The 21,607-nt window shown below is 55.0% G+C and carries 27 protein-coding genes and 1 riboswitch; of the genes, 15 read left to right on the top strand and 12 right to left on the bottom strand.

Annotated elements, in window-relative coordinates; all coding sequences use genetic code 11:
- Positions 1 to 70 precede the first annotated feature (70 nt).
- The 5 genes from AC1Z3F_RS13735 (at position 71) to rplI (ending at position 4,390) form a co-directional block, all read left to right on the top strand.
- The gene (locus tag AC1Z3F_RS13735) at positions 71 to 2,161 is read left to right on the top strand and encodes an acyltransferase family protein (RefSeq protein ID WP_483566079.1); all 2,091 of its coding nucleotides are present in this window, start codon (positions 71 to 73) and stop codon (positions 2,159 to 2,161) included.
- A gap of 518 nt (positions 2,162 to 2,679) precedes the next feature.
- Positions 2,680 to 2,976 carry a 30S ribosomal protein S6 gene (gene rpsF / locus AC1Z3F_RS13730; protein ID WP_060703203.1) on the top strand — a complete coding sequence of 99 codons (297 nt, stop codon included), beginning with the start codon at positions 2,680 to 2,682 and terminating at the stop codon, positions 2,974 to 2,976.
- A 55-nt stretch (positions 2,977 to 3,031) separates the two neighbouring features.
- Positions 3,032 to 3,610, top strand: coding sequence for a single-stranded DNA-binding protein (locus tag AC1Z3F_RS13725; protein ID WP_483566078.1), 579 nt, complete (start codon positions 3,032 to 3,034; stop codon positions 3,608 to 3,610).
- 61 nt (positions 3,611 to 3,671) lie between these two features.
- Positions 3,672 to 3,911: a 30S ribosomal protein S18 gene (gene rpsR / locus AC1Z3F_RS13720; protein WP_013350683.1), complete on the top strand. Its 240-nt coding sequence runs from the start codon at positions 3,672 to 3,674 to the stop codon at positions 3,909 to 3,911.
- Between the two features lie 20 nt (positions 3,912 to 3,931).
- Positions 3,932 to 4,390 carry a 50S ribosomal protein L9 gene (gene rplI / locus AC1Z3F_RS13715; protein WP_131089615.1) on the top strand — a complete coding sequence of 153 codons (459 nt, stop codon included), beginning with the start codon at positions 3,932 to 3,934 and terminating at the stop codon, positions 4,388 to 4,390.
- A 169-nt stretch (positions 4,391 to 4,559) separates the two neighbouring features.
- On the opposite strand, the gene AC1Z3F_RS13710 is transcribed toward rplI, so the two are convergent.
- Together AC1Z3F_RS13710 and AC1Z3F_RS13705 are read right to left on the bottom strand one after the other, a co-directional pair.
- Positions 4,560 to 4,946 (bottom strand): hypothetical protein, encoded by a 387-nt coding sequence (locus AC1Z3F_RS13710; RefSeq protein WP_483566077.1) that lies wholly within the window; start codon positions 4,944 to 4,946, stop codon positions 4,560 to 4,562.
- A gap of 9 nt (positions 4,947 to 4,955) precedes the next feature.
- The gene (locus tag AC1Z3F_RS13705; RefSeq protein ID WP_131089613.1) at positions 4,956 to 5,258 is read right to left on the bottom strand and encodes a PadR family transcriptional regulator; all 303 of its coding nucleotides are present in this window, start codon (positions 5,256 to 5,258) and stop codon (positions 4,956 to 4,958) included.
- Between the two features lie 327 nt (positions 5,259 to 5,585).
- Between AC1Z3F_RS13705 and scpC the strand changes: the two genes are divergently transcribed.
- A complete protein-coding gene (gene scpC / locus AC1Z3F_RS13700) occupies positions 5,586 to 7,103 on the top strand; it encodes a succinyl-CoA:acetate CoA-transferase ScpC (protein ID WP_483566076.1) in 1,518 nt (505 codons plus the stop codon).
- Positions 7,104 to 7,106: 3 nt separating this feature from the next.
- On the opposite strand, the gene AC1Z3F_RS13695 is transcribed toward scpC, so the two are convergent.
- The 4 genes from AC1Z3F_RS13695 to AC1Z3F_RS13680 all read right to left on the bottom strand — a co-directional run bounded on the left by AC1Z3F_RS13695 (position 7,107) and on the right by AC1Z3F_RS13680 (position 10,826).
- Positions 7,107 to 7,868 (bottom strand): hypothetical protein, encoded by a 762-nt coding sequence (locus tag AC1Z3F_RS13695; RefSeq protein WP_483566075.1) that lies wholly within the window; start codon positions 7,866 to 7,868, stop codon positions 7,107 to 7,109.
- A gap of 286 nt (positions 7,869 to 8,154) precedes the next feature.
- Positions 8,155 to 8,739, bottom strand: coding sequence for a dihydrofolate reductase family protein (locus tag AC1Z3F_RS13690; protein ID WP_483566074.1), 585 nt, complete (start codon positions 8,737 to 8,739; stop codon positions 8,155 to 8,157).
- Positions 8,740 to 8,784: 45 nt separating this feature from the next.
- Positions 8,785 to 9,201 (bottom strand): PaaI family thioesterase, encoded by a 417-nt coding sequence (locus AC1Z3F_RS13685; RefSeq protein ID WP_483566073.1) that lies wholly within the window; start codon positions 9,199 to 9,201, stop codon positions 8,785 to 8,787.
- A 17-nt stretch (positions 9,202 to 9,218) separates the two neighbouring features.
- Positions 9,219 to 10,826 (bottom strand): AMP-binding protein, encoded by a 1,608-nt coding sequence (locus AC1Z3F_RS13680; RefSeq protein WP_483566072.1) that lies wholly within the window; start codon positions 10,824 to 10,826, stop codon positions 9,219 to 9,221.
- A gap of 342 nt (positions 10,827 to 11,168) precedes the next feature.
- Positions 11,169 to 11,286: riboswitch (SAM riboswitch) on the top strand.
- Positions 11,287 to 11,382: 96 nt separating this feature from the next.
- Here AC1Z3F_RS13680 and AC1Z3F_RS13675 point away from each other — a divergent pair.
- The 4 genes from AC1Z3F_RS13675 to AC1Z3F_RS13660 all read left to right on the top strand — a co-directional run bounded on the left by AC1Z3F_RS13675 (position 11,383) and on the right by AC1Z3F_RS13660 (position 14,835).
- Positions 11,383 to 11,883 (top strand): flavin reductase family protein, encoded by a 501-nt coding sequence (locus tag AC1Z3F_RS13675; protein WP_262198946.1) that lies wholly within the window; start codon positions 11,383 to 11,385, stop codon positions 11,881 to 11,883.
- A gap of 650 nt (positions 11,884 to 12,533) precedes the next feature.
- Entirely contained in the window at positions 12,534 to 13,889 is a 1,356-nt protein-coding gene (gene dnaB / locus AC1Z3F_RS13670) for a replicative DNA helicase (protein ID WP_131089607.1), read from the top strand.
- Between the two features lie 38 nt (positions 13,890 to 13,927).
- Complete coding sequence (locus tag AC1Z3F_RS13665; protein ID WP_483566071.1) at positions 13,928 to 14,671, top strand: ZIP family metal transporter; 744 nt, start codon at positions 13,928 to 13,930, stop codon at positions 14,669 to 14,671.
- Between the two features lie 23 nt (positions 14,672 to 14,694).
- A complete protein-coding gene (locus AC1Z3F_RS13660; protein WP_483566070.1) occupies positions 14,695 to 14,835 on the top strand; it encodes a hypothetical protein in 141 nt (46 codons plus the stop codon).
- A gap of 86 nt (positions 14,836 to 14,921) precedes the next feature.
- Here the strand turns inward: AC1Z3F_RS13660 and AC1Z3F_RS13655 are convergent, their stop codons facing one another.
- Entirely contained in the window at positions 14,922 to 15,347 is a 426-nt protein-coding gene (locus AC1Z3F_RS13655) for a hypothetical protein (RefSeq protein ID WP_483566069.1), read from the bottom strand.
- Positions 15,348 to 15,372: 25 nt separating this feature from the next.
- Positions 15,373 to 15,594: a hypothetical protein gene (locus AC1Z3F_RS13650; RefSeq protein WP_483566068.1), complete on the bottom strand. Its 222-nt coding sequence runs from the start codon at positions 15,592 to 15,594 to the stop codon at positions 15,373 to 15,375.
- Here AC1Z3F_RS13650 and AC1Z3F_RS13645 point away from each other — a divergent pair.
- The gene (locus AC1Z3F_RS13645) at positions 15,593 to 15,880 is read left to right on the top strand and encodes a hypothetical protein (protein ID WP_483566067.1); all 288 of its coding nucleotides are present in this window, start codon (positions 15,593 to 15,595) and stop codon (positions 15,878 to 15,880) included. The two genes, AC1Z3F_RS13650 and AC1Z3F_RS13645, sit on opposite strands and share 2 nt — an antisense overlap.
- Before the next feature lie 218 nt (positions 15,881 to 16,098).
- Positions 16,099 to 17,484 carry an MFS transporter gene (locus AC1Z3F_RS13640; RefSeq protein ID WP_483566066.1) on the top strand — a complete coding sequence of 462 codons (1,386 nt, stop codon included), beginning with the start codon at positions 16,099 to 16,101 and terminating at the stop codon, positions 17,482 to 17,484.
- Here AC1Z3F_RS13640 and AC1Z3F_RS13635 read toward each other — a convergent pair.
- Entirely contained in the window at positions 17,481 to 17,813 is a 333-nt protein-coding gene (locus AC1Z3F_RS13635) for a GNAT family N-acetyltransferase (protein ID WP_483566065.1), read from the bottom strand. The two genes, AC1Z3F_RS13640 and AC1Z3F_RS13635, sit on opposite strands and share 4 nt — an antisense overlap.
- Before the next feature lie 17 nt (positions 17,814 to 17,830).
- Positions 17,831 to 18,832, bottom strand: coding sequence for a pirin family protein (locus AC1Z3F_RS13630; RefSeq protein ID WP_483566064.1), 1,002 nt, complete (start codon positions 18,830 to 18,832; stop codon positions 17,831 to 17,833).
- Here AC1Z3F_RS13630 and AC1Z3F_RS13625 point away from each other — a divergent pair.
- The 3 genes from AC1Z3F_RS13625 (at position 18,831) to AC1Z3F_RS13615 (ending at position 20,293) form a co-directional block, all read left to right on the top strand.
- Complete coding sequence (locus AC1Z3F_RS13625) at positions 18,831 to 19,400, top strand: MarR family winged helix-turn-helix transcriptional regulator (RefSeq protein ID WP_483566063.1); 570 nt, start codon at positions 18,831 to 18,833, stop codon at positions 19,398 to 19,400. The genes AC1Z3F_RS13630 and AC1Z3F_RS13625 overlap by 2 nt on opposite strands.
- 86 nt (positions 19,401 to 19,486) lie before the next feature.
- Complete coding sequence (locus tag AC1Z3F_RS13620) at positions 19,487 to 19,747, top strand: hypothetical protein (protein WP_483566062.1); 261 nt, start codon at positions 19,487 to 19,489, stop codon at positions 19,745 to 19,747.
- Positions 19,748 to 19,807: 60 nt separating this feature from the next.
- Positions 19,808 to 20,293, top strand: a complete 486-nt coding sequence (locus tag AC1Z3F_RS13615; protein ID WP_483566061.1) for an SRPBCC family protein — start codon at positions 19,808 to 19,810, stop codon at positions 20,291 to 20,293.
- On the opposite strand, the gene AC1Z3F_RS13610 is transcribed toward AC1Z3F_RS13615, so the two are convergent.
- Positions 20,290 to 20,682 (bottom strand): nuclear transport factor 2-like protein, encoded by a 393-nt coding sequence (locus tag AC1Z3F_RS13610; protein WP_483566060.1) that lies wholly within the window; start codon positions 20,680 to 20,682, stop codon positions 20,290 to 20,292. The genes AC1Z3F_RS13615 and AC1Z3F_RS13610 overlap by 4 nt on opposite strands.
- 10 nt (positions 20,683 to 20,692) lie before the next feature.
- Positions 20,693 to 21,460 carry an SDR family oxidoreductase gene (locus AC1Z3F_RS13605; protein WP_483566970.1) on the bottom strand — a complete coding sequence of 256 codons (768 nt, stop codon included), beginning with the start codon at positions 21,458 to 21,460 and terminating at the stop codon, positions 20,693 to 20,695.
- Positions 21,461 to 21,607 lie beyond the last annotated feature (147 nt).

Here is a 21,607-nt window from a genome sequence, read left to right as displayed (position 1 = left end):
ATCAGCAGTTTTCTCCGCGGATACCGTTTGATTACCTGCTGTTCATCCCGAACTGGTCAGATCGAACAATATGAGTTCGAATTCCGTGCAGGTCAAAAATTTCAGACCAGAAATCCAAGCACTCCGTGCGCTGGCAGTCCTGCTAGTGGTTGCCTACCATCTGGAGCCCAATGTGGTCCCGGGCGGCTATATCGGCGTAGACATCTTCTTTGTCATTTCTGGTTTTCTGATTACCTCCCACCTGCTGCGCGAAGCCGAACGTAGCGGACGAGTGAAACTGTCCGCGTTTTTTGCCGGTAGAGCTCGACGCATCCTGCCCGCAGCCATGCTGGTGATTCTCGTCGTCGTGGCGGCCGGGATCATGATCCTGCCGAAGACTCAGTGGGGCACGCTGGGTACCCAGGCGTTGGCCTCTGCCTTCTCCGTGCAGAACTGGGTGCTGGCCGCTGATTCCGTTGATTATCTGGCCGCCGAGCAAGCGGCAGGACCGCTGCAACACTTCTGGTCCCTTGGAGTTGAAGAACAGTTCTATCTGTTCTGGCCATTGTTAATCTTGGCGGTGTGCTGGCTGGTTAAGCCCAACGTTCCCGGATCACATTCGGATCATTTTGCCACTCGCCGCAGATGGCTGTGGATGGTCTTTGGCGCAGTGGCACTCTTATCTCTGGGGTATTCTGTGTACGCCGGATACTCGGGGGACGCCGCCGGGTACTTCGTGACCACCACCCGAATCTGGGAGTTGGCCATTGGCGGGTTGCTGGCGTTGGGTGCGCAAGCACATGCCAAAGATGCCCTTCGTCTGCCACGATGGGTCACCGCTTGGTCCACACGGAATCTGGCGGTACTACTATCGCTGATGGCCATCGGTATCGCCGCCTTTAGTTATGACGGCGCAACGGTCTTCCCCGGCATTGCAGCAGCCGTGCCAGTGCTGGGCTGTGCGGTAATCATTGCCGCCGGCAGTACCCGTGGCCCAGGTTCTTTGCACCAGCTCGTGAATTGGGCGCCGGTGCAGTGGGTTGGTCTCGCCTCGTATTCGCTTTATCTCTGGCACTGGCCACTGATCGTTTTTTACACCGAACTCTCCGGTGGCAAACCAAAACCCTTGCAATCCCTTGCGCTGTTGGCTGGGTCCCTGATCTTGGCATGGGGGAGCCTAAAAATCGTGGAAACTCCGATGCGCCGACTTCGCTTCTTGGCAGTTTCTCCGAGACGGTCATTGGTCGCTGGGGTGGCCATGGTTGCTGTGGCCGCTTCGGTGGCACTACTTCCTGGCCTGGCTCAAGAACGCATGGTTCAACAGGAGTCGCGCGTGGCGGCAGCACTGGCCGAGAAACCTCCCGAGGGTTTTGGCGCAGCATCCCTGTCGCACGGTGCTCCTGCCTTTATCACCGATGAGCACCAAGTAGTCCCGGTTCCCGCGGAAGCCGCCAATGACCTGCCTGACATCGGTAGTTGTGTGCAGAATCCACAGTCGACGCAGATCAAAGAATGCGAGTTCGGGAGCAAGGACGGGACCTTCACCGTGGCGTTGGTGGGAGACTCGCACGCGGCTCACTGGTTCGAAGCGCTGAACGACTACGCACTGAGTAAGGGGTGGAAAGTAGTCACTTACCTGAAGAACTCTTGTCCCTTTAACGCTGCTCAACGCAAAGCCGATCAAGACGGAAGCATTAACTGCCAAGAGACCTTTGAGCAGAGTATGGATGCGCTGACCAAGCGGAACGACATCGACGCGGTAGTGACCTCAAGCTGGGGTGGGTCCACCTTTGTTTCTGATCCAGCAAAGGGTTTAGCTGCCGCCTGGGGTGAACTCGAAGACGCCGGAAAGCCGGTTTACGCAATCGTTGATACTCCGCGGCCTCCGAAAGATTCCTACGCCAGAGACTGCGTGGAGCAAAACGTTAACAACCCGCAAGCCTGCTCGTTCCCGCAAACGGGCGCCTACGAAAAGGGCGATGCCACCAAGGCCGCTGCCAAACTGGAACCGCGAGTGAAAGTCTTGGACTTCAGCGACCAGTTCTGCGTGAACGGCACCTGCCCAGCGGTGGTTGGCAACGTCCTGATCTATCGGGATAAGCACCACATCAGCGACACCTACATGAGCACACTGGTGCCGGTGTTTGGGCAACGACTGCAACAAGCCATCGACTCGCACTAGTCCCGAATGTGTTGATTCTGGTTCCCGGCAGAATCTAGGGCAAGGAAATGACGGATCTCTGCTGGGCAATTTGGAGAGGTGCAGGTGAAGCAATAGTCGAATCTCGGAGCCGGATGAATGAAAACTAGCATCGCACCCGGCTCTTGAATTGAATAATGGGTATCTGAGTAGTGCTAATCGAGACATTGAGTCGCGCAGTTGACCGTGAGACGCAGTCTCATGCTCGATCCTCCGACGAGAACTATCTGCATTCTGAATTTTGACGGAACCCGCATACAGTCCATGCGCAGCTACTTTCAAAATTGGTTTGGCGTTCAAGGAGCAAAGCTAAAACCCGGAGAAAGCCAGCCTTGTCATGATGTGCACCACCATGACTACAGCTCAGAGCAACTCTGGGCTAAACTAGATAAGTCTGTGCAACCGCATGCCCGAATGTTGGGTGTCTGGTGCTCAGATAACGCAAGAACCTCCTGTTGCGGAAATACCGCGACCGTTTAGCCCAAAGGAGGTGGGTTCACATGCGTGCTTATGAACTTATGGTCCTCATTGATCCAGAGGTCGATGACCGCACCGTAGAGCCAACCATCGAGAAGTACCTCGAGGTTGTCCGCTCCAACGGTGGCACTATCGAAAAGGTTGATGTCTGGGGACGTCGCAAGATGTCTTACGAGATCAAGAAGAAGGCAGAAGCCACCTACGTAGTGGTGAACTACACCGCAGAACCAGCAGCTTCGGCTGAGCTTGAGCGTCAGCTTAAGATCAACGAACTGATCCTGCGCCACAAGGTCACCCGCCCGGAAGAGGCTCGCGTTTAATTACGCCAAACCTTCAGTCGTAAGAAATAACGTTCAATCTTTTTAAGGAGAGTCAATGGCAGGCGAGACTGTTATTACCGTTATCGGAAACCTGACCGCCGATCCGGAGCTGCGTTTCACGCCGTCCGGCTCAGCCGTAGCGAACTTTACGATCGCTTCGACTCCTCGCACCTTTGACCGCCAGTCCAATGAATGGAAGGACGGGGAAGCCCTGTTCTTGCGTGCATCGGTTTGGCGTGAGGCTGCAGAGAACGTTGCTGAAACGCTGACCAAGGGCATGCGAGTCGTGGCTCAGGGTCGTTTGCGTTCACGTTCTTACGACACCAAGGAAGGCGAACGTCGCACCGTAATGGAGCTTGAAGTCGATGAAATCGGCCCATCGCTCCGTTTTGCGTCCGCCAAGGTTACCCGTACCCAGCGCTCCGGCGGTGGCAACGGTGGCTTCGGCAATGCCAATGGTGGCGGTGGAGGATTCTCCAACGCACCACAGCAAGGTGCCCCAGCGCAGCAGCCGCGTCAGCAGCAGCCGCAACAGGGTGGTGGCTGGAACGCTCCAGCCGCTGACCCATGGAGCACCGGCGGAAACAATGGTGGCGGCTGGGGCAACCCAGGCGCAGACGAACCACCTTTCTAAAAATTATTTATTCACCATCCCGCAGATCACTCTGCGGGCTCCAAACCTAAGGAGCTCCACGATGGCTAAGGCTGAAATCCGTAAGCCCAAACCAAAGTCCAATCCATTGAAGGCCGCTGACATCACCGTCATCGACTACAAGGACACCGCATTGCTGCGCAAGTTCATCTCTGACCGTGGAAAGATCCGCGCTCGTCGAGTGACCGGCGTTTCCGTTCAGGAACAGCGCAAGATCGCACAGGCAATCAAGAACGCACGTGAAGTAGCCTTGCTACCTTACTCCGGCGCAGGCCGCGGCTAAGGAAGAGGGGATATAACATCATGGCAAAGATCATTTTGACTCACGAAGTATCCGGTCTCGGTGCTGCTGGCGATATTGTTGAGGTAAAGAACGGCTACGCCCGTAACTACCTTCTGCCACGCGGTTTCGCAATCGTCTGGACCCAGGGCGGTGAAAAGCAGGTGGAGTCGATCAAGGCTGCACGTGCTGCTCGCGCCGTTGCAAACCTTGAGGATGCTCAGGCAATTGCAGCTAAGCTGAAGTCCCAGCCGGTTAAGATCACCATCAAGGCTGGTTCTAACGGACGCCTATTCGGCACCGTCAAGACCACCGATATCGCTGACGCCGTTGAGGCTGCCGGTCTGGGTAAGATCGACAAGCGCAACATCGAGGTCAACGACCACATCAAGTCGACTGGCAACTACACCGCAACCGTTCGCGTTCACGCTGACGTTGTTGCAAACCTGCGTCTGCAGGTTGTTGCTGCCGCAAAGAAGTAAGTCTTTTAGACTCACCTTCTGATCAACAGGTGGCGTGCATTCCTTAGGGAATGTACGCCACCTGTTGGCGTTTAATACAGTGTTCTGGCGTGTTTGCTCTGCGAAGTAGTTCAGTCTAGGCAAATGTCGCCCATGCGCGAGCTCCGAGCTCTCCACGCAGTTGCTGGACTTACCGGCTGGCCCGCGAGCGGAGTAATGATCGGGAGAAGTCGATAATAATTCCGGCCGCGATCAATCCGACGGCTGGTAGCCAAGTGATGGCCCAACCGGAAAAGACATTCGCCTCACGGTTCCGGAAAACGATCGCCAGTACAGCCCAAAGGACGGCCAAGAGCAGGCCGACCACGATGAATGCGTAATGGCTTTTTGGGGATGCGGTGGAGGGAAACGACGTTGCATAGTGATCGGGCGCTCCGAAGCTGGCGACTGCATCTTCGTAGCTAGTGGCTTCGGATTCTACTTCTCTGGCTATGTCGCGGATGGTGGTGGCGTCCACGTTGCGTAGTGAAAGGCTGTAGCGCAGCTCATCGATGTAGGTCTTGAGGGTGCTTTCCATGAAGGTCTCCTAGGTGAACTGTCGCAACCAGCTATTGAGGGAAGTCAGAGTCTGGTGGCCCTGGTCGGTGATTTTGAAGATCTTGCGTGCTGGCCCGCGGTCAGCAATTTGCCAGTCGGAGATGATGTCCCCGGACTCTTCCATCGATCGAAGTAGTGGGTAAAGAGTTCCACTCTTGACGCCTGATACCCCGAGTTCTTCGAGTTTGTTCAGCATGGAATATCCGTGAACGGGTTCCTCGGCCAGCTGGCTCAGAAGAACAGCCGGAAGCATGGAACGCTTTATCTGTTGAAGTAGTTTGTTTTGTTCCATGAGCTAAGTATGAATTCTACATAGGTTCATTTCTATACTCCTTCAGGATGATCTTCGCTGATCAGCACTGATTGCAGTGCCATTCCTTGGTTCAACTGCGTGGACCGAAGAGCTCTGCGGCCAGACCGACTACCAGTTGAGCTAGTCGACCACAGTGCGCAAGACGTTGACCGGCCACCGCAAATAGCGCGCAACTCATCGAGAAAAGCGCCATCTACCGCTCTGAACGCCCGGACGTGGTCTCAGTGACAGGCGAGAACAGCTAAGGTAATCCGGTGAGATGCGGGTTATAGACCTACGTCACAAAGATGTTTCGAAGGGGTAATTTTGCACGAACGTATTCAACACCGGGCCTTTGCTGATCTTTTGATGAGCGCCGAGCAAGCGGCAACATTCATCATGCCAGGCATGACCGTCGCCATGAGTGGCTTCACCGGTGCGGGATACCCGAAGGCCGTGCCAGGTGCACTGGCAGCGCAGATGGAACGCCAGCACGCTGAAGGCAAAGACTTCAAAATCAACGTACTCACCGGTGCCTCAACCGCACCAGAGTTGGACGGTGTGCTTGCCAAGGCCGAAGGCATGAATCTGCGCCTTCCTTATATGTCTGACCCAGAGCTGCGCCGCCGTATCAACGACGGCAATATGGAGTACATGGACATCCACTTGTCCCACGTCGCCCAGCACACCTGGTTCGGTTTTTACGGAAAAATCGACGTGGCCATCGTGGAAGTAGTTGGCATCACCGCCGACGGTGATCTGATCCCTTCCAGCTCGGTGGGTAACAACAAGACCTGGCTAGAGATGGCTGACAAAGTCATCATCGAGGTCAACTCCCAGCAGTCCGCAGCCATGGACGGCATGCACGACATCTACTACGGAACTGCGCTGCCACCGCACCGCAAACCCATTAACCTGAGCACCGTGCGCGACCGCATCGGCCAGAAGTACATGAACGTGGATGTAAATAAGATTATGGCCGTCGTCCACACCGACGCCCCGGACCGCTTGAGCCCTTTTGCTCCGGTAGATGAAACCAGCGAGAAGATCGCCGATCACTTACTGACTTTCCTTGATTCGGAAATCCGCAAAGGGCGCCTGTCCGAGAAGCTGCTGCCTTTGCAGTCCGGCGTCGGAAACATCGCCAACGCGGTGCTCGCCGGCCTGGCCCGTGGTGGCTACAGGGGTCTGACCGCCTACACCGAGGTGATTCAGGACGGAATGCTCCAGCTGATCAAGGATGGCACCATTGAGTTTGCCTCCGCTACCAGTTTCTCGCTCTCGGCTGACGGCATAGAGGAGTTCAACAAGAATGTTGAGCACTACCGCGAGCGCATCTTGCTGCGCGCCCAGGAGATTTCAAACCACCCGGAAATCATCCGCCGACTGGGCTGCATTGCGCTTAATGGCATGATCGAAGCCGATATCTACGGCAACGTGAACTCCACCAACGTGCTCGGTTCGCACGTGATGAACGGTATCGGCGGCTCGGGCGACTTTGCCCGTAACGGTTACCTGTCGGTGTTCATGTCACCATCTACAGCCAAGGGTGGCAAGATCTCGGGCATCGTTCCTTTTGCCTCGCACGTGGACCACACCGAGCACGACACCACGATCCTGATTACCGAACAGGGCTTGGCTGACCTTCGTGGACTGTCTCCGAAACAGCGCGCTCAGGTAGTCATCGATAACTGCGCCCACCCGGACTACCGCCCAATGCTGCAGGACTACTTCGATCGTGCCCGCAAGGACAGCTACGGCAAGCACACCCCGCACCTGTTGGGGGAGGCTTTGAGCTGGCACCAACGGTTCCAAGAAACCGGTGACATGCGCCCGGCCAGCTAGGTCTTACTTTCCCTGACGGACAAAGACCTCTTGGGTTTGATTGTTGTACAGTCGATCCTTCTGTAGCTGCGACGTAGTCACCGAAGGATTGGCCGGATCCTGGATCTTGACTCCTGATGAATAGATCATGCCTAGCGGTGCATCAAAGTAGCTCAGCACCGTGAAGCCATTATTTGTTGAGAAGGATAGGGTCTGCGGGTCTTCGCCTTTACTGGTGACATTTGGATAGTCGATAGTCAGACAGTCTTTTGTTGTGGACTTTCCCTTGCCGTCCAGCAGACACCACGTCCCGTTGACCGTTGCAGTCTTCAACGTGCCATTTTGCGGAACAGCTAGATCCTGAATTGAACTGGCCGCTAACTTCATACCGTTCCATTTCAGTGTTGCTTTGATTTTCCCTGAGGCAGCTGCTGCGGCTTCCATCGGTAGCAGAGCTTGATCGATCACCACCAGCTGACCGTTGGCGTATTTTAGTGAGCTCGGTAGAGTGCGAGCGCCACCATTAACGTCACCCATTTGGAAGGGTTGGCCCAGCGGGACGATGCCCTTGGCCGTGTTTTGGAACAGCTGGATATGGGTAGGCCAAGCAACACCACCCTTGTCGCAGTAAAAGGTCGCTGCCAGTTCTTTAACACCATCACCGGTCAGGTCACCTGCCACCACTAACTTTTCAGAAACGAGCGATGGTGGGGTGGCGTTGGGATATTCGGAGTGCTCTTCCTTCAGGACACCGCCGACCAATTTGCCGGCAGGAAACTCACACATTGACGGAATGCTGGCGCCCAGAACCATATTTGGTGTGAGGTCTTTGAGCGCTGTGGGTGAGGGGGATGAACGGGGTGAAGAGGCAGAGGCTGAGGCGGACGAAGAAGTCGTCAGGGATGATGTGGAACTCTGGGCCGTTGATTCAGAAGCCGAGCAGCCCGTCAGCGACAAGGCTGCAATGACCGCGATAACTGTTGGGAATCTTTGATGCACTCTCAATGTCAGTCTCACCTTCAAATATTCAAACATGCAGAATGAATGGTTATTACCTAGAGCTCTGAAAAGCTCAGAGAGTTACGTGTTGAGTTGGCCGATAGGTCAATTCTTGGATACTGCCATCTAAAAGTCGCGAATCAATGAGTTCTAGATCGTAGTCTTCGCCGACATCCAGCACAGGGGAGTCTCCGTGGGCTCCGGTGAGTACCGGGAAAATGGTTATTTGAATAAAGTCCACCAGACCGGCGGCGAGCAGGGACCGGTTCATCGCCAAGCTACCGTGAGATCGCAGGGGCAACGCTGAGGTGGCCTTTAATTGCCTGACCACCTCCACGGCATCGGCCCGCTCCAAGGTGGCCTGTGGCCACTTCAGTGGGTCGCTAAGCGTTGTGGAGATGACCGTGGCGGGTTGCTCATACATGGCAACGCCCCAAGGATCTTCAACTTCAGGATTCTGTTCAATCTCCTGCCAAAACTGGGAGAACAAACGAAAAGTATTCGCCCCAAAAACCATGTGGCACTCCTGGCCGTAGAGCTCAAGGCGTCGAGCAAGTAACTCCGGTCCTTGTTTGCCCCAGTATCCTCCCCAGTCGCCACCGGCACTGCCGAAACCATCAAGACTACTGAACACATCAAAGGTATAGGTGGCACTCATAATGAGCCTCCCGAGGCTGATCCGCTAGATGCCATCAGATTACGCTCAAGATTTGGGCAAATCTACGTTCTGGGTGCGCAATTGTCCGCGCGAAAGTACTTTGCCCGTAGCCGTATCGGTAATAACAACGTCCCAGAGCTGCTGAGTTTTGCTTTGGAACAGGGCCTTGGCCTCGACCTGCACATGTGCTCCGGTGGAGGGGCGGAGGAAGTCGGTGGCGTTATGAACACCTACGGCAAACTGCTGGCGTTCGGCCACCGCGTAGCTGGCTCCCACGCTGCCAGCGCTTTCAACCATGGTGGCGTAAATGCCTCCGTGGACCACTCCCCAAGGTGTGTGGTGGTCTTCGTTCAGCTCCGCGTGCCCACGGACAAGTGTGGCTGAAATTTCATCAAAGACGAGACCGACACTTTCGGTGAACCGGCTGGTCTTATCGGGGATTGGTTGGTTGGTGGAACTCATAGCTGACTCCAAAACATTTAGTTCTTATTAAGCTGTTCAAGCGCTTGGGCTCGTAGTACGTTCTTTTGCACTTTACCCGTTGAAGTACGCGGCAAATCCTGCGGGAAAATGATGGTGCGCGGAACTTTGTAGCCAGCAAGTTTCTGCTTGGCGAAACTGATCAGATCTTGCGCGCTCAAGGTGGAGTCGCTGGCCCGGATCACGTAGGCCACGGGACGTTCGCCCCACTTCTCATCGGCGATGCCAACGACGGCCAGATCCAGTACCTCGGGGTGGGAAGCCAAAGCTTGTTCCACTTCAATGGTTGAGATGTTTTCGCCACCGGAAATGATGATGTCTTTGGCCCTGTCGCGCACCTGAATGTAGCCGTCGGGATGCATGACGCCTAAGTCGCCGGTGTGGAACCATCCGCCGGCAAAGGCCTGTGCGGTAGCTTCTTCGTCCCGGTAATAGCCGATCATGACGTTATTGCCGCGCAAGACGATTTCGCCCATGGTCTGGGCATCGGCAGGAACGTCGAACATGTTCTCATCCACAATGCGTGCCGACTCCGCGGTGATCATCCCGACGCCTTGGCGGGCTAGCTTGGCCGCGCAGTCGGTCGGTTCCAGCTGATCCCATTCTTCTTGGTATTCGCAGACTGTGTAGGGGCCATACACTTCGGTCAGCCCATAGACGTGAACGACTTCGATGCCCAGTTTCTGCAACTTGGAAATGATGGCCGGGGACGGTGGAGCTCCAGCGGTGGTGATGCGCAGCGGAGCCTGAAGTTGGTGCGCCCGAGTCGAGTCGGCGATGATCGAGCAAACAGTCGGCGCGCCGCACAGGTGGGTAGTTCCCAGGTTTTCGATGGCATCCCACACTGCATCTTCACGCACTCCACGCAGGCATAGATGGGTGCCGCCAACTGCAGTCACTGCCCAGGGTGTACACCAGCCGTTACAGTGAAACATCGGTAGCGTCCAGAGGTATCGGGTCGCTGAGCTAAGGCCTTGATGATGCGCTTCACCCAGAGAGTTCAGGTAGCTGCCGCGGTGCGAGTAGAGCACACCCTTGGGCTTTCCCGTGGTCCCCGAGGTGTAGTTCAAGGCGATGGCAGAGCGCTCGTCCGCGATCGCATAGGGCAGTTTCTCATCGCTGGCGGTAGTCAGCAATTGCTCCAACGTGCCATCAACTTCCACGTTCGGGCGTGGGGAGGTGAACTGATCGTCGGTGATCTCAATCAGTGCCTGCAGGCTGGGGTTTTCGCGTCGCAGGGTTTTGGTGTTCTCCAGTAATTCGGTATCGGCCAGGAGGAGCTTCGCTCCCGAATGATCGATGATGTACTGCAGCTCGTGGGCCGAGAGTCGCGTGTTCAAAGCGATGAGTACACCTCCGGCTAGTGGCACGGCGTAGTGAGCCATCAGCATCTCAGGAGTGTTTGGTGCCAAGACCGCTACTCGGTCACCGGGTTCGATGCGCTCGGCTAGTACTTGAGCAAAACGGTGCACCCGAGTTTCAAATTCTTTGTAGGTATAACTACGAGTCCCATGAATGATGGCGGTTTTGCTGGGGTAGGCCTCAGCCGAGCGTTCAAGGAAACGCAACGGAGTTAGTTCTGAATGGTTGGCCTGAATTTCTACCATGGAGGTATCCTTCAATCATCATCTCTGGCAACGGCGGCAGGCAATGAATGGTGTGACCCATAACACTGCATCTTTTATCGTGGCATGAACCTGAACACCAGAGAAAGAAACCCGGTTTCATTACGGTGGGCGGCCCCAGAAAAGCGTTGAAGCGGCCTTGGTGACCGAGCTGGGCAGGATGTCACCGATAAGCGGATTGCGTTATAGATCACACATCTTCTGAATAATTGACTGCCAGACACCTCGATATAGGCCTATGCGTCGAATGAATCATTGAATATTGCGATTTACGAAGTGATTTGTTTGACGATACTTCGTCATGACCCATATCGTTTTAAACAGAATCAAGAGCATCAGCTATAAGCCCTGGCTTGCTGATCGGCAACCCTCTCTACGGTAGTGGGGTGCTCCAGGTGAGGATTCGGTTTCGCGCTAAATGGTGTTGAAACAAGTACCGCGCACTGCGTGAATGATCAGTGAGTAGTGGATTCGGGGACGCCGAACCGTTTGCTCGGGTCTCTTCAGCGCCGTGGGCAAGACCAGAAGGAATCGAGCCATGTCATTGAATCGTGAACTTGACCCGCTGACGCTCCGCAAGGTTTTCGCTCAGCACCCCTCAGGCATCGCAGCTCTTTGCGCCGAGATTGACGGTGTAAAAACCGGAATTATCGCTTCGTCGTTCACCGTTGGTGTTTCGTTGGAACCTGCGCTGGTGATGTTTGCAGTACAGAAAACTTCTAACACCTGGCCCAAATTACGCGAAGCTGGCCATATTGGCGTCTCAGTGCTTAGCGACCGCAATGGGGGAGTATGTGCGCAGCTCGCCTCAAAGACCGGCGACCGCTTCCGCGGTGTAGACACTGCCGTCACTGATCAGGGTGCGCTGTTTATCGAAGAATCCACATTGTGGCTGGAGACTTCCATCTACAACGAAGTTGAAGCTGGTGATCACTGGGTCGTCTTCTTGGAGGTGCATGGGCACCACGCCTCCGAACATTCGCCACAGATCTTCCATGATTCACGATTTCATTCAATCCCAGTTCCTGAACTCGTCTAATACTTCAGCTAGCTAGTTGCTCAAACGCTCCGGAAGGAACACATGGTGTTCCACCCGGAGCGTTTTTGCGTGACGGCAGCATTTTGATGATGTGGTGAGTTATCCACGGGGACAAAAGATGTCTTGGGGGCAAAGAAATGTGGACGACGTCGTTTTTGAGGGTCAAGTTAACCGCTTAACCTACGGTGACTAAGGGTTTTAGGAGAATCTCACTATCCACAGGGTTATCCACACGCCTGTGGGTGATGTGTGTAGAACTCTGTGCATATCGCTAATAACCCCGAATTCCGGGTGCTTTTGGCTGTTGATAACTCTGCGAAGGGTGCCGCAACCTTCAACAAAATATCTTTCTGTCCACAGCTGTGTAAACGCAAACACCCAAGTCAAAACATATTACCGAATGGTAATAGTTATTAATCCACAGGGTTCTCCCCAGTTAGTGAACAGGGCAGTCCACAAGTCAGGCCATGTTATGCACAGGCGCTGTGGATAACGAGGTTTACGTGAGCAAATAACGGTCTTAGTGTTGACTTTGGGACAGAAATATCCACAGACGCTTTTCAGTTGTCGGTATCGACTGACATGATGGAGCGTTGCCATCTGGCAAGGAAGTTTTTCCCAGCGGTTCAATAGGGATGGAAGTGGCTGTAATGAGTGCTGAGCCGGTTTACGAGGCACGGGAATCCGACGCGGGGCGCAAGCCGCCACAGGACATCGAGGCGGAAATGTCCGTGCTCGGTGGCATGATGCTCTCCAAGGACGCCATTGCAGACGTAGTTGAAGCGCTGCGTGGCACCGATTTCTATCGTCCCGCTCACGAATCCATTTACGAAGCAATCATCGATCTTTATGGTCGAGGAGAACCAGCCGATGCGGTGACCGTTGCTGACTTACTGACCAAACGTGGAGAGATCTCACGTATTGGTGGCGCCGCATATCTGCACAACCTCATCCAGCAAGTCCCAACGGCTGCGAATGCTGGATACTACGCAGAAATCGTACGAGAGCGCGCGGTACTTCGTCGTTTGGTGGACGCAGGTACCCGCATTGTTCAGATGGGTTACTCGCCAGACGGTGAAGTTGATGCCATCGTCAACGAAGCTCAGGCCGAGGTCTACAAGGTTGCCGAAAACCGCAGCAGTGAAGACTACGTACGGCTTTCGGACATCATCGAAGGCACCGTTGACGAAATCGAAAACGCAGCCAACGCGGGCGACGGCATCACCGGCGTACCTACCGGTTTCTACGAATTTGATGAGCTGACCCAGGGTCTCAAGGGTGGTCAGATGATCATTATCGCTGCTCGTCCCGCCGTCGGTAAGTCGACCTTCGCACTGGACTTCGCACGCTCTGCAGCGATCAAGAACAATATGGCTACCGTCTTCTTCTCCTTGGAAATGGGTCGCAACGAGATCGCGATGCGCCTGCTTTCGGCAGAAGCCTCCATCCAGCTTCAGGACCTGCGTAAGGGTTCGGTGGAAGACTCGCAGTGGACCAAGATTGCAACCACCATGGGTCGCTTGAACGAAGCTCCACTATTCATCGATGATTCGCCGAATATGTCCATGATGGAAATCCGCGCCAAGTGCCGTCGACTCAAGCAGCGCAACGAGCTGCGCATGATTGTTCTTGACTACCTGCAGCTGATGAGCTCGGGCAAGCGCGTTGAATCCCGTCAGCAGGAAGTCTCGGAGTTCTCGCGTAACCTGAAGTTGCTGGCCAAAGAACTCGACGTTCCGCTGATTGCACTGTCTCAGCTGAACCGTGGTTCCGAGCAACGAACCGACAAGAAGCCAATGATTTCCGATCTTCGTGAATCGGGCTCGATTGAGCAGGACGCCGACATGGTTATCTTGCTGCATCGTGATGATGTTTACGACAAGGAAAACCGTCCGGGTGAAGCTGACGTGATCATCGCTAAGCACCGTGCGGGTCCAACTAAGACCATCACCGTAGCCTTCCAGGGTCACTACTCGCGCTTTAATAACATGTCCTCAGAGGGCTAGTCCCAGCCAGATTCGATTTGCTGGCTATAGTGAGTTCCATGATTGCTTCTTTGCAGGCTCTGCTGTGGGGTACGGTGGCCGGCTCGGCACTCTTGCTGGGTTCCGGTGCGGCCTGGTGGTTCAAGATCCCAAAAGTTTGGGTCTGCGCGATCATGGCTTTCGGCGCCGGAGTATTGGTCAGTGCGCTGAGTTTTGAGTTGGTGTTAGAAGCCTTCGAAACCGGTGGCCTGCTAGCTACCATCGCTGGCGTGCTGGTAGGTGCCGGACTATATTTCTTAGCCAATCGACTACTGGATTGGCGAACGAAAAAGCGTCAAGCGAAGTCAGGCAATGGCAGCCAAGGTGAATCTTCAGGCACCGCCCTGGCGGTTGGTGCACTGATTGACGGTATCCCGGAGTCGGTGGCCTTGGGCCTGACTGTGGTTACCAGTGCGAGCATCAACCCAGCCATGCTTATCGCCATCTTCATCTCGAATGTTCCCGAAGGTCTGGCCAGCACAGCTCAAATGAAGGACGCCGGCCGCCAAGGCAAAACGATTGCCGCGCTATGGGGATCCATCGCAATTTCTTGTGGGCTGGCTGCCTTCTTTGGCGCACTTGTTATGCAATCCATGCCTGGGCAGGCTCTGGCTTTCGCTACAGCAGTGGCCGCAGGTGGCATCCTGACCATGATTGCCGACTCGATGATCCCTGAAGCCTATTCCGTTGAGCATGACTACACCGGGTTGTTGGTTACCGCCGGTTTCCTCTCGGCTTTTGCCTTGCACGTGCTAGGTGGCTAACAACAAGCTGGCAAGATTGGACTATGCCTTCAAACCGTAGTCCCCGCCTGCCTGGGCCCACTACAGAATCGATCTACGCACCGCAGTATCTTGCCACCACCATCGGCATGTTTATTCTGGTGTTCCTTGTTGCCTTTGAATCTATGGCGGTTAGCGTTGGCTAACCTGTTACGCTGTGACTCTTCGAAACCTGCATCAGTCCCAAGTTTGGGCGCATGTTCGGATTTATAGAAATACAGCTGGAGCTGTTTCAAGAATCAGTCCTAGGGGCTTTGTCTGCCATTTTGTTGATCAGCGGTGACAGGAGTAGGTATCCCAGGGTTGCGGTGACGGAGGCTATCATCGCCGCCTGATATTCGGTCATTACCATCCGGTAGCAGCCGAGCAGGACGACAAACGACAGAAGCGTTTGTAACGCTTGGGTCGCGACTTTGCTTGCGCTACTAAATACTTTGAGTACGATTCGATCGGATATTTCGCCTAGAACCAGAATGACCAAGACAAAAACTATGGTCAGCAGTGGCGACCAGAGAAGTATGCCATGTTTAGGCGCACCTAGTTGAGGGAACCACAGCGGTATGAAAAACCCAACTAGTACGGGCAGGCCAGCTATAAGGGTTACGAGCGATAAATAAAGCCCGAATCCCAATTTTTCTGACGTCTTCAGTGTGTTCATTGGTACCTAACGTTATTGGGCCTGCTTATACCCCTGCAAAGATGACAACCCAAGTCGCGGTCGCTGCTGCTACGTCGTAAGGGATGCCGAGTGCCATAAGGCCGGTGATGATGGGTCCTTCTTGCCAGTTTTCGAGATCTTCGAGAAAGTTGGCAATTTTTTTCGCGTAAGGGCGCATAGCTTTGGGCAGCTTATCGGCGCTGTATCGAAGTGTAACGAGTAATGCTTTTTTGGCGAGCGAAGTCATGATGTTTGCTGGCTTGGCGACACTGATTGGCCCTGATTGTTGTGCTGCCATAGAGTTTGCGATTCGTGCCGAAGTCGCATCGGAGGCAACGGAAGCGCGCTTTGCAATTTCTTTCCAGTCACTTGCTGTCAGTGATATTGAAGTGCTTGAAACGTTCTGGATTACTCCCACTGCCTTGGTGGACGGAGCCGAGGGGGATGCATTTGCTGCTAATGGAGTCAGTACCAACGCTGAAGAGACTGATACGGCTGCGGAGATGCGAAGAACTTTTGAATTGAACATATAAATCCATCCTTGAGTAATGAAAGTGCGGGCACAAATGACTTTATTATCTATCTCTACCCACTGTAAATACTACTTTTGTAGGATGCCTGCCGACACGATGATCCCTGAAGCCTATTCCGTTGAGCATGACTACACCGGGTTGTTGGTTACTGGCGGTTTCCTCTCCGCCTTCGCCTTGCACGTGCTAGGTGGCTAACCACAAGCTGGCAAGATTGGACTATGCCTTCAAACCGTAGTCCCCGCCTGTCTGGGCCCACTACAGAATCGATCTACGCACCGCAGTATCTTGCCACCACCGTTGGCATGTTTATTTTGGTGTTCCTTGTTGCCTTTGAATCTATGGCGGTTACCACCGTCATGCCGTTGGTCAGCGAACTACTGCACGGGCAACGCTATTTTGCGTTGGCTTTTGCCGCTCCGATTGCCAGTGGCATGCTGGGCATGGTCGCAGCTGGCGAGATTACCGACCGCTGGGGACCAAAGTTTCCCCTGCTGTTCAGTGTCGCGATCTTCTGTGTGGGCTTGGTAGTCTGCGGTTCGGCGGCGAACATGCAGGTGCTTATTGCAGGTCGCATCCTGCAGGGCATTGGTGGTGGCGCCATTACCGTCGCCATTTACGTGCTGATTGCACGCGCCTATCCCGGACACTTGCACTCTAAGATCTTTGCGTTGTTTGCTACCGCTTGGGTGCTGCCGGCGATGATTGGTCCGTGGCTGGCCGGTCTGATGGCGGTGCATCTGGGCTGGCGCTGGGTCTTTTCTGGTGTCGCCGTTTTGGTGGTTGTAGCTTTCTGCGGGATCATTCCCGTGCTCAGAACCCTGGGATCCGTACGTAACGAAGAGCTTGGCCCGATCTCGATGAAGCGCCTTGGTTTGGCAGGTCTCACCGGTCTGGCGGTGATCTCCATGAACCTGTTAGGAAATTCGCGCAGTAGCTGGTCACTGGCCGGATTGGCGTTGGCTCTGGTGGTGGCACTTGTGGCGATTCGCCCGTTGTTGCCCGTCGGTACCTTCACCTTGCGGCGCGGTTTGCCAGCCACCATCATGACCCGGATCTTTGTCACCGGTGCCTTCTTTGGTGTGGAGGTCTATCTTCCCTACCTGTTGCGTCAGGACTACCAGCTTGCCCCGGATAAAGCGGGGCTGATTTTGACGGCTTCGGCTTTGTTCTGGTCGGTAGGTTCGTGGTTGCAAGGCAAGCTGGGGGAGAGGATCCAAGCCTCAACCTGCATTACCCTCGGGGCAGTGGCGGGCGCTGTGGCCATAGCCACCGCCCTGGCCACCGCAATCTTCCACCCGCCGGTAATCGTGTTGGTGTGCGGTTGGGCCGTGGGAGGTTTTGGTATGGGGATGATTTTTCCGCGGCAAAACGTCAATATGTTGGCACTGTCAGCCAAGGACGAGCAAGGGTTTAACTCCTCGGCGATGTCCGTGGCAGACTCCCTTGGCAATGCCGGTGCCACGGCGATTGGCGGCGTGATCTTTGCGATGGCAGCTATCGGCACGGGATTCATCTCGGTCTTCAGCTTTAGTTTGCTGCTGATCCTGATCTTGATCATTATTTCTGGGCGCACCAAGGGGACCGCCACCGCGGTTGACTACTAATCGCGCGGCAAAATTTCCAGGTGGGCTTTTGTAGGCTCAACCAGATGCGCGTCGTAGTCGCTGTGCTTGGCCACATAAGCCTTGACGTAGGGGCAGACCGCTACGATCTTAGCGCCACTGGCAATGGTGTTCTCCAAGGCGTATTTCACCATCACGCTAGCTAGTCCCTGTCCACCGTATTCTTCATCCACGGTGGTGTGGAAGAAGATTCGCTCAACGCCGTCGGATCCTTCAAAGTCGCGGTAGTGCGCCTCGCCGATCAGCTTGCCGTCATCATCCAGGGCGAAGCGGCGACGCTCGGGCAGGAATACTGGTTTGATCTCACTCATGGGTGGTGTCCTTTGATTTAGGCAGGGTTTACCCGCGGGCGCAGGCGAACGGTAGGTAGGGCTGGGGCCGGTAGTGCTGCTGGAGTATTCGGCGGGAAGGGGCCAAAGCGGTCCTCTGAGGTGTCTGCTGGTTCTGCGCCAATTTCTGCTTGCCACTGAGCACGGAATGCGAGGACTTCCTCGTGGGTGCGTCCCACGAAGTTCCACCACATCAAGATGTCTTCATTCAACGGCTCCCCGCCGATGAGCAAGGCTAATACCGGTTCATCGCCTGAAACCAGGCGCAAGGTTTTACAACCGGCCCGGACAAAGCCGAGGTCACGCGGGGCCAATGGGTGCCCGTTGACCTGCAAGGAACCCGAGTCTAAAAGAATTCCGTGCTCAAAATGCTCCGGGACCAGAACCTCGATTTCGGCGTTCGGCTCCAAACGTAGTTCGGCGCCGCCCAGCTCGGTGTGAGTTGTTACCGGGGAGGCCGAGTGCTGTCCGGAAATTTCGTAGCTGCCCAGGAAGACTGACAGGCTCCAGCCTTGACCGAGCAATGGCTCAGGCCGGTAGTTCTCAAAAGTAGGGTCCATGTTCCTGGCCTGTTCCGGCAAGGCAACCCATAACTGAGTACCGTGCAGGGTGGCGGTGTCCTCGGTGAGAATTTCGGAGTGGCTGATGCCGCGCCCGGCGGTCATCAGGTTGAGTTCTCCGGGACGTACCGTTGCCTTAAAACCAGCTGAATCTAGATGGTTGATTTCACCGGTGAACAACCACGAGACTGTTTGAAGTCCGGTGTGCGGATGGCGAGGTACGTTCATTCCACCGGTAACTTGGACATCATCTGGACCGTAGTGGTCCAGAAAGCACCAGGCTCCGATGAGGCTACGCTGTTTTTGCGGCAGGGTGCGGAAGACGGTCATTGCCCGAGGCCCACCCAGAGGGACTTCGCGAGGTGTCAAGATTTCAACTTCAGCAGGGGATAGGGCGTTGCTGCAGTCGATTTCTTCTGGGCTTTGATCGAGGTTGCTCATGAGCCAAGGTTATTCACTGCGAGGGGCTTTGGCCACAAGCAACCCGCGCTCCGGGCGGTACGATCGAATCACCGGTATTGCCCCCATTCAAGGAGTTTGCAACAACGTGGACAGCGCTATTCTTCCGGAAGATGATCTTCTCAAGCTGGAAAAGCAGGTGTGCTTCGGTTTGGCGGTCGCTTCTCGCTCGGTGATCTCTGCCTATAAGCCAGTGTTGGATCCGTTGGGCCTGACCCACCCTCAGTACCTGGTGATGCTGGCACTGTGGGATTCTGGAGCACTCAGCGCCCGCGAACTGAGCGATCAGTTGCACCTAGATCCGGGTACTCTTTCCCCTCTGGTCAAGCGCTTGGAAGCTGCCGGGTTGGTAGACAAGACTAAAAATCCGCAGGATGAACGGTCGGTCATCATCCAGCCCACCAAAAAAGGCGCTGATTTGCGTAAAGAGGCACTGAAAGTTCCGCTAGAAATGATGTCTCGACTCCAGTTGTCCGAGAAAGATGTTCTTGAGTTGAGGGGCATCCTGGACCGCCTGATAGTTGCTGGCGGTAGCGCTCCAAAAGCGTAGCCACGAATTTAGTTGGTGCACCAACTAATGCAGTATGCTTGGAAAAGAAGAACTAAATCCCACGGATACTGCAGAGGACTAAGAGCATGGATGAATCTCCGTTGCCTATCATCGCCGATACCACTGGCTTGAGTATCGGTTACCGCGTTCTCTGGCGCTTGAAGTACTTGGGTTTGAGCATCTTTGGCCCGGCGGAACGCCGCATAGAAGCCAGCCCTCGCGAGCGCATCAAGTGGGATCGAGCCATGAGAGTTAAGGCTGCGCATGACGCTGCCGGAACCCAGCCCGATGAGCAGACGCTGTACACGGTCAGCCGTCTGGAATCACGCCGTCGGCCCCAGCAGTAGTTGGTTCAGAGCTCATGATCAATGCCACGTGCTGTAGGTAGGATTTGAGCCCCCGTGGGCATGAACGAGCGCAACACTAGCGATACCATTGAGTACATGGAATCGTTGACTGAACTGGTTATCGCCCGACAGTTTTCTGCACCGAAAACTGCCGTCTGGGCAGCTTTTGTAGAACCCGAAATCATCGCTCAATGGTGGGGTCCTTACGGCTGGGCAGTCAATGAAGATTCTGTCATTTTTGAAGCCAAAGTTGGCGGTCGTCATGAACTGGAAATGGTGCAGGTCGACAACCCGGACTCAAAGGTTCCACTCAAGGCAGTACTGACGACCTTTGATGAATATGAATGTCTGGTCAGTGCCGATGGTCCACATGAAATGACCTTGGACCTGATCATCGAAACACGCATTGAGTTCAAAGAGTTCGCCGGCCAGACCATGCTTTCCCTGACCCAGGGGCCGATACCCTATGAAGTCGTGGAAACAAGCACCAAGGCTTGGAATTCGGCCCTCGGTAAGCTTGAAGCGCTACTGGCAGAGTACTTCTAAACCTCGCGTTCACCTCCTGGCTGTTCAACAAAATAGCTGCGGACCGCGGTGATTTTTGCGGCCTTACCAGCAGAAGCGAACTTGATGACGTGGCTGAAATGGGTCACTGACTGCTGGTTGCTACAGCTCTGTCCATCTGCGCTTGCCTCTGAACCGTGGGTCAACACACTGAAAAATTGCAGAGTGTCGGTCGTTGGGCCTGCGAGAATCCACTGCCGGACTGCTTCCAGACCGTGCATGGAGGGTCTGCCCGCGATATCCCACTGGATGTCCTTCGAACACCATTGCTCAAGGACAGACAAATCCTTGCGGTAAACCGCGCTGAGCACTTCGGTGGTGATCTGGTGGCGCGGTACATTGCCACAGGTTGTTGGAATCTCTACGCGCATGGGGGTTCGCCTAGCCTCGTCCGATATACGGCATGCCACCGGCGGTAATCGTGAACTGATTGATAGAAGTTCCCAAAGGAATTCCGGCAATGTAGGCAATGGCCTCGGCGGCTTCTTCCAAAGGGAAGGACGGCTCTACAATTCGCTGTCCACTGGGTTGCAGGGCACCATCGTTGGCACCAAAATCATCAAGTAAGTCACTGGCGGTATTACCAATATCGATTTGTGTGGCGCGGATCCGGTAGGGGCGTCCATCTAGTTCTAGCGACTTGGTCAGCCCGGCGATCCCGTGTTTGGTCACCGTATAGGCCACCGAATTGACGCGTGGAACCTGAGCGGAAATGGACCCATTATTGATGATGCGGCCACCGGCGTGCGCTTTAAAATGTGCGAAGGCGCTACGGGCCGCGTTGATGGCACCGGTGAGATTGATCTGGCATACCTGATCCCACTGTTCTGGGGTCAATTCGTCAATGGATACCGCTGGCCCAAACACCCCCGCGTTATTAAACAGCACGTCTACTGATCCAAAGCGTTGATGGGTCGCGGCAAAAAGCTTGTCCACCGCACTCGGATCGGTGACGTCGGTGGGATGGATCAAGGCCGAGGGCTGGGACTGTGCTGTTTCTTCCAAGGTGGCCTTGGTGCGCCCGGCAAGGGCAACATTCCAGCCTTGGGATAAGAGCAGTCGTGCGGTGGCGCGGCCAATGCCTGAACCTGCTCCAGTGATCACGATCGTGCGACCCTGCCCGTTTGAGTGAGGTGACTGCGCCATCATTTCTCCTTGCCTGGTTCCATCAATGGTGATGAGCGTGCGTGCTCCCATCCTAGGAAGACCTAGCCGTAATGCCCAGTTGAGGAACCGGCGTGTGTGCTCAAACTTTGGCGACCTTGCGGTGAAGACGCAGGAAGATACTGGACCTCA

This window comes from Glutamicibacter sp. MOO4 (genome assembly GCF_056934395.1).
Note: the sequence above shows the minus strand (reverse complement) of the source record. Positions and strands in the feature narration are given on the sequence as shown.

What these genes read in the sequence shown, in the direction of transcription:
- AC1Z3F_RS13735 (WP_483566079.1), top strand. Translation starts at nt 71, where the DNA reads ATGAGTTCGAATTCCGTGCAGGTCAAAAATTTCAGACCAGAAATCCAA.
- rpsF (WP_060703203.1), top strand. Translation starts at nt 2,680, where the DNA reads ATGCGTGCTTATGAACTTATGGTCCTCATTGATCCAGAGGTCGATGAC.
- AC1Z3F_RS13725 (WP_483566078.1), top strand. Translation starts at nt 3,032, where the DNA reads ATGGCAGGCGAGACTGTTATTACCGTTATCGGAAACCTGACCGCCGAT.
- rpsR (WP_013350683.1), top strand. Translation starts at nt 3,672, where the DNA reads ATGGCTAAGGCTGAAATCCGTAAGCCCAAACCAAAGTCCAATCCATTG.
- rplI (WP_131089615.1), top strand. Translation starts at nt 3,932, where the DNA reads ATGGCAAAGATCATTTTGACTCACGAAGTATCCGGTCTCGGTGCTGCT.
- AC1Z3F_RS13710 (WP_483566077.1), bottom strand. Translation starts at nt 4,946, where the DNA reads ATGGAAAGCACCCTCAAGACCTACATCGATGAGCTGCGCTACAGCCTT.
- AC1Z3F_RS13705 (WP_131089613.1), bottom strand. Translation starts at nt 5,258, where the DNA reads ATGGAACAAAACAAACTACTTCAACAGATAAAGCGTTCCATGCTTCCG.
- AC1Z3F_RS13695 (WP_483566075.1), bottom strand. Translation starts at nt 7,868, where the DNA reads ATGTGTGAGTTTCCTGCCGGCAAATTGGTCGGCGGTGTCCTGAAGGAA.
- AC1Z3F_RS13690 (WP_483566074.1), bottom strand. Translation starts at nt 8,739, where the DNA reads ATGAGTGCCACCTATACCTTTGATGTGTTCAGTAGTCTTGATGGTTTC.
- AC1Z3F_RS13685 (WP_483566073.1), bottom strand. Translation starts at nt 9,201, where the DNA reads ATGAGTTCCACCAACCAACCAATCCCCGATAAGACCAGCCGGTTCACC.
- AC1Z3F_RS13680 (WP_483566072.1), bottom strand. Translation starts at nt 10,826, where the DNA reads ATGGTAGAAATTCAGGCCAACCATTCAGAACTAACTCCGTTGCGTTTC.
- AC1Z3F_RS13675 (WP_262198946.1), top strand. Translation starts at nt 11,383, where the DNA reads ATGTCATTGAATCGTGAACTTGACCCGCTGACGCTCCGCAAGGTTTTC.
- dnaB (WP_131089607.1), top strand. Translation starts at nt 12,534, where the DNA reads ATGAGTGCTGAGCCGGTTTACGAGGCACGGGAATCCGACGCGGGGCGC.
- AC1Z3F_RS13665 (WP_483566071.1), top strand. Translation starts at nt 13,928, where the DNA reads ATGATTGCTTCTTTGCAGGCTCTGCTGTGGGGTACGGTGGCCGGCTCG.
- AC1Z3F_RS13660 (WP_483566070.1), top strand. Translation starts at nt 14,695, where the DNA reads ATGCCTTCAAACCGTAGTCCCCGCCTGCCTGGGCCCACTACAGAATCG.
- AC1Z3F_RS13655 (WP_483566069.1), bottom strand. Translation starts at nt 15,347, where the DNA reads ATGAACACACTGAAGACGTCAGAAAAATTGGGATTCGGGCTTTATTTA.
- AC1Z3F_RS13645 (WP_483566067.1), top strand. Translation starts at nt 15,593, where the DNA reads ATGATGTTTGCTGGCTTGGCGACACTGATTGGCCCTGATTGTTGTGCT.
- AC1Z3F_RS13650 (WP_483566068.1), bottom strand. Translation starts at nt 15,594, where the DNA reads ATGACTTCGCTCGCCAAAAAAGCATTACTCGTTACACTTCGATACAGC.
- AC1Z3F_RS13640 (WP_483566066.1), top strand. Translation starts at nt 16,099, where the DNA reads ATGCCTTCAAACCGTAGTCCCCGCCTGTCTGGGCCCACTACAGAATCG.
- AC1Z3F_RS13635 (WP_483566065.1), bottom strand. Translation starts at nt 17,813, where the DNA reads ATGAGTGAGATCAAACCAGTATTCCTGCCCGAGCGTCGCCGCTTCGCC.
- AC1Z3F_RS13625 (WP_483566063.1), top strand. Translation starts at nt 18,831, where the DNA reads ATGAGCCAAGGTTATTCACTGCGAGGGGCTTTGGCCACAAGCAACCCG.
- AC1Z3F_RS13630 (WP_483566064.1), bottom strand. Translation starts at nt 18,832, where the DNA reads ATGAGCAACCTCGATCAAAGCCCAGAAGAAATCGACTGCAGCAACGCC.
- AC1Z3F_RS13620 (WP_483566062.1), top strand. Translation starts at nt 19,487, where the DNA reads ATGGATGAATCTCCGTTGCCTATCATCGCCGATACCACTGGCTTGAGT.
- AC1Z3F_RS13615 (WP_483566061.1), top strand. Translation starts at nt 19,808, where the DNA reads ATGAACGAGCGCAACACTAGCGATACCATTGAGTACATGGAATCGTTG.
- AC1Z3F_RS13610 (WP_483566060.1), bottom strand. Translation starts at nt 20,682, where the DNA reads ATGCGCGTAGAGATTCCAACAACCTGTGGCAATGTACCGCGCCACCAG.
- AC1Z3F_RS13605 (WP_483566970.1), bottom strand. Translation starts at nt 21,460, where the DNA reads ATGATGGCGCAGTCACCTCACTCAAACGGGCAGGGTCGCACGATCGTG.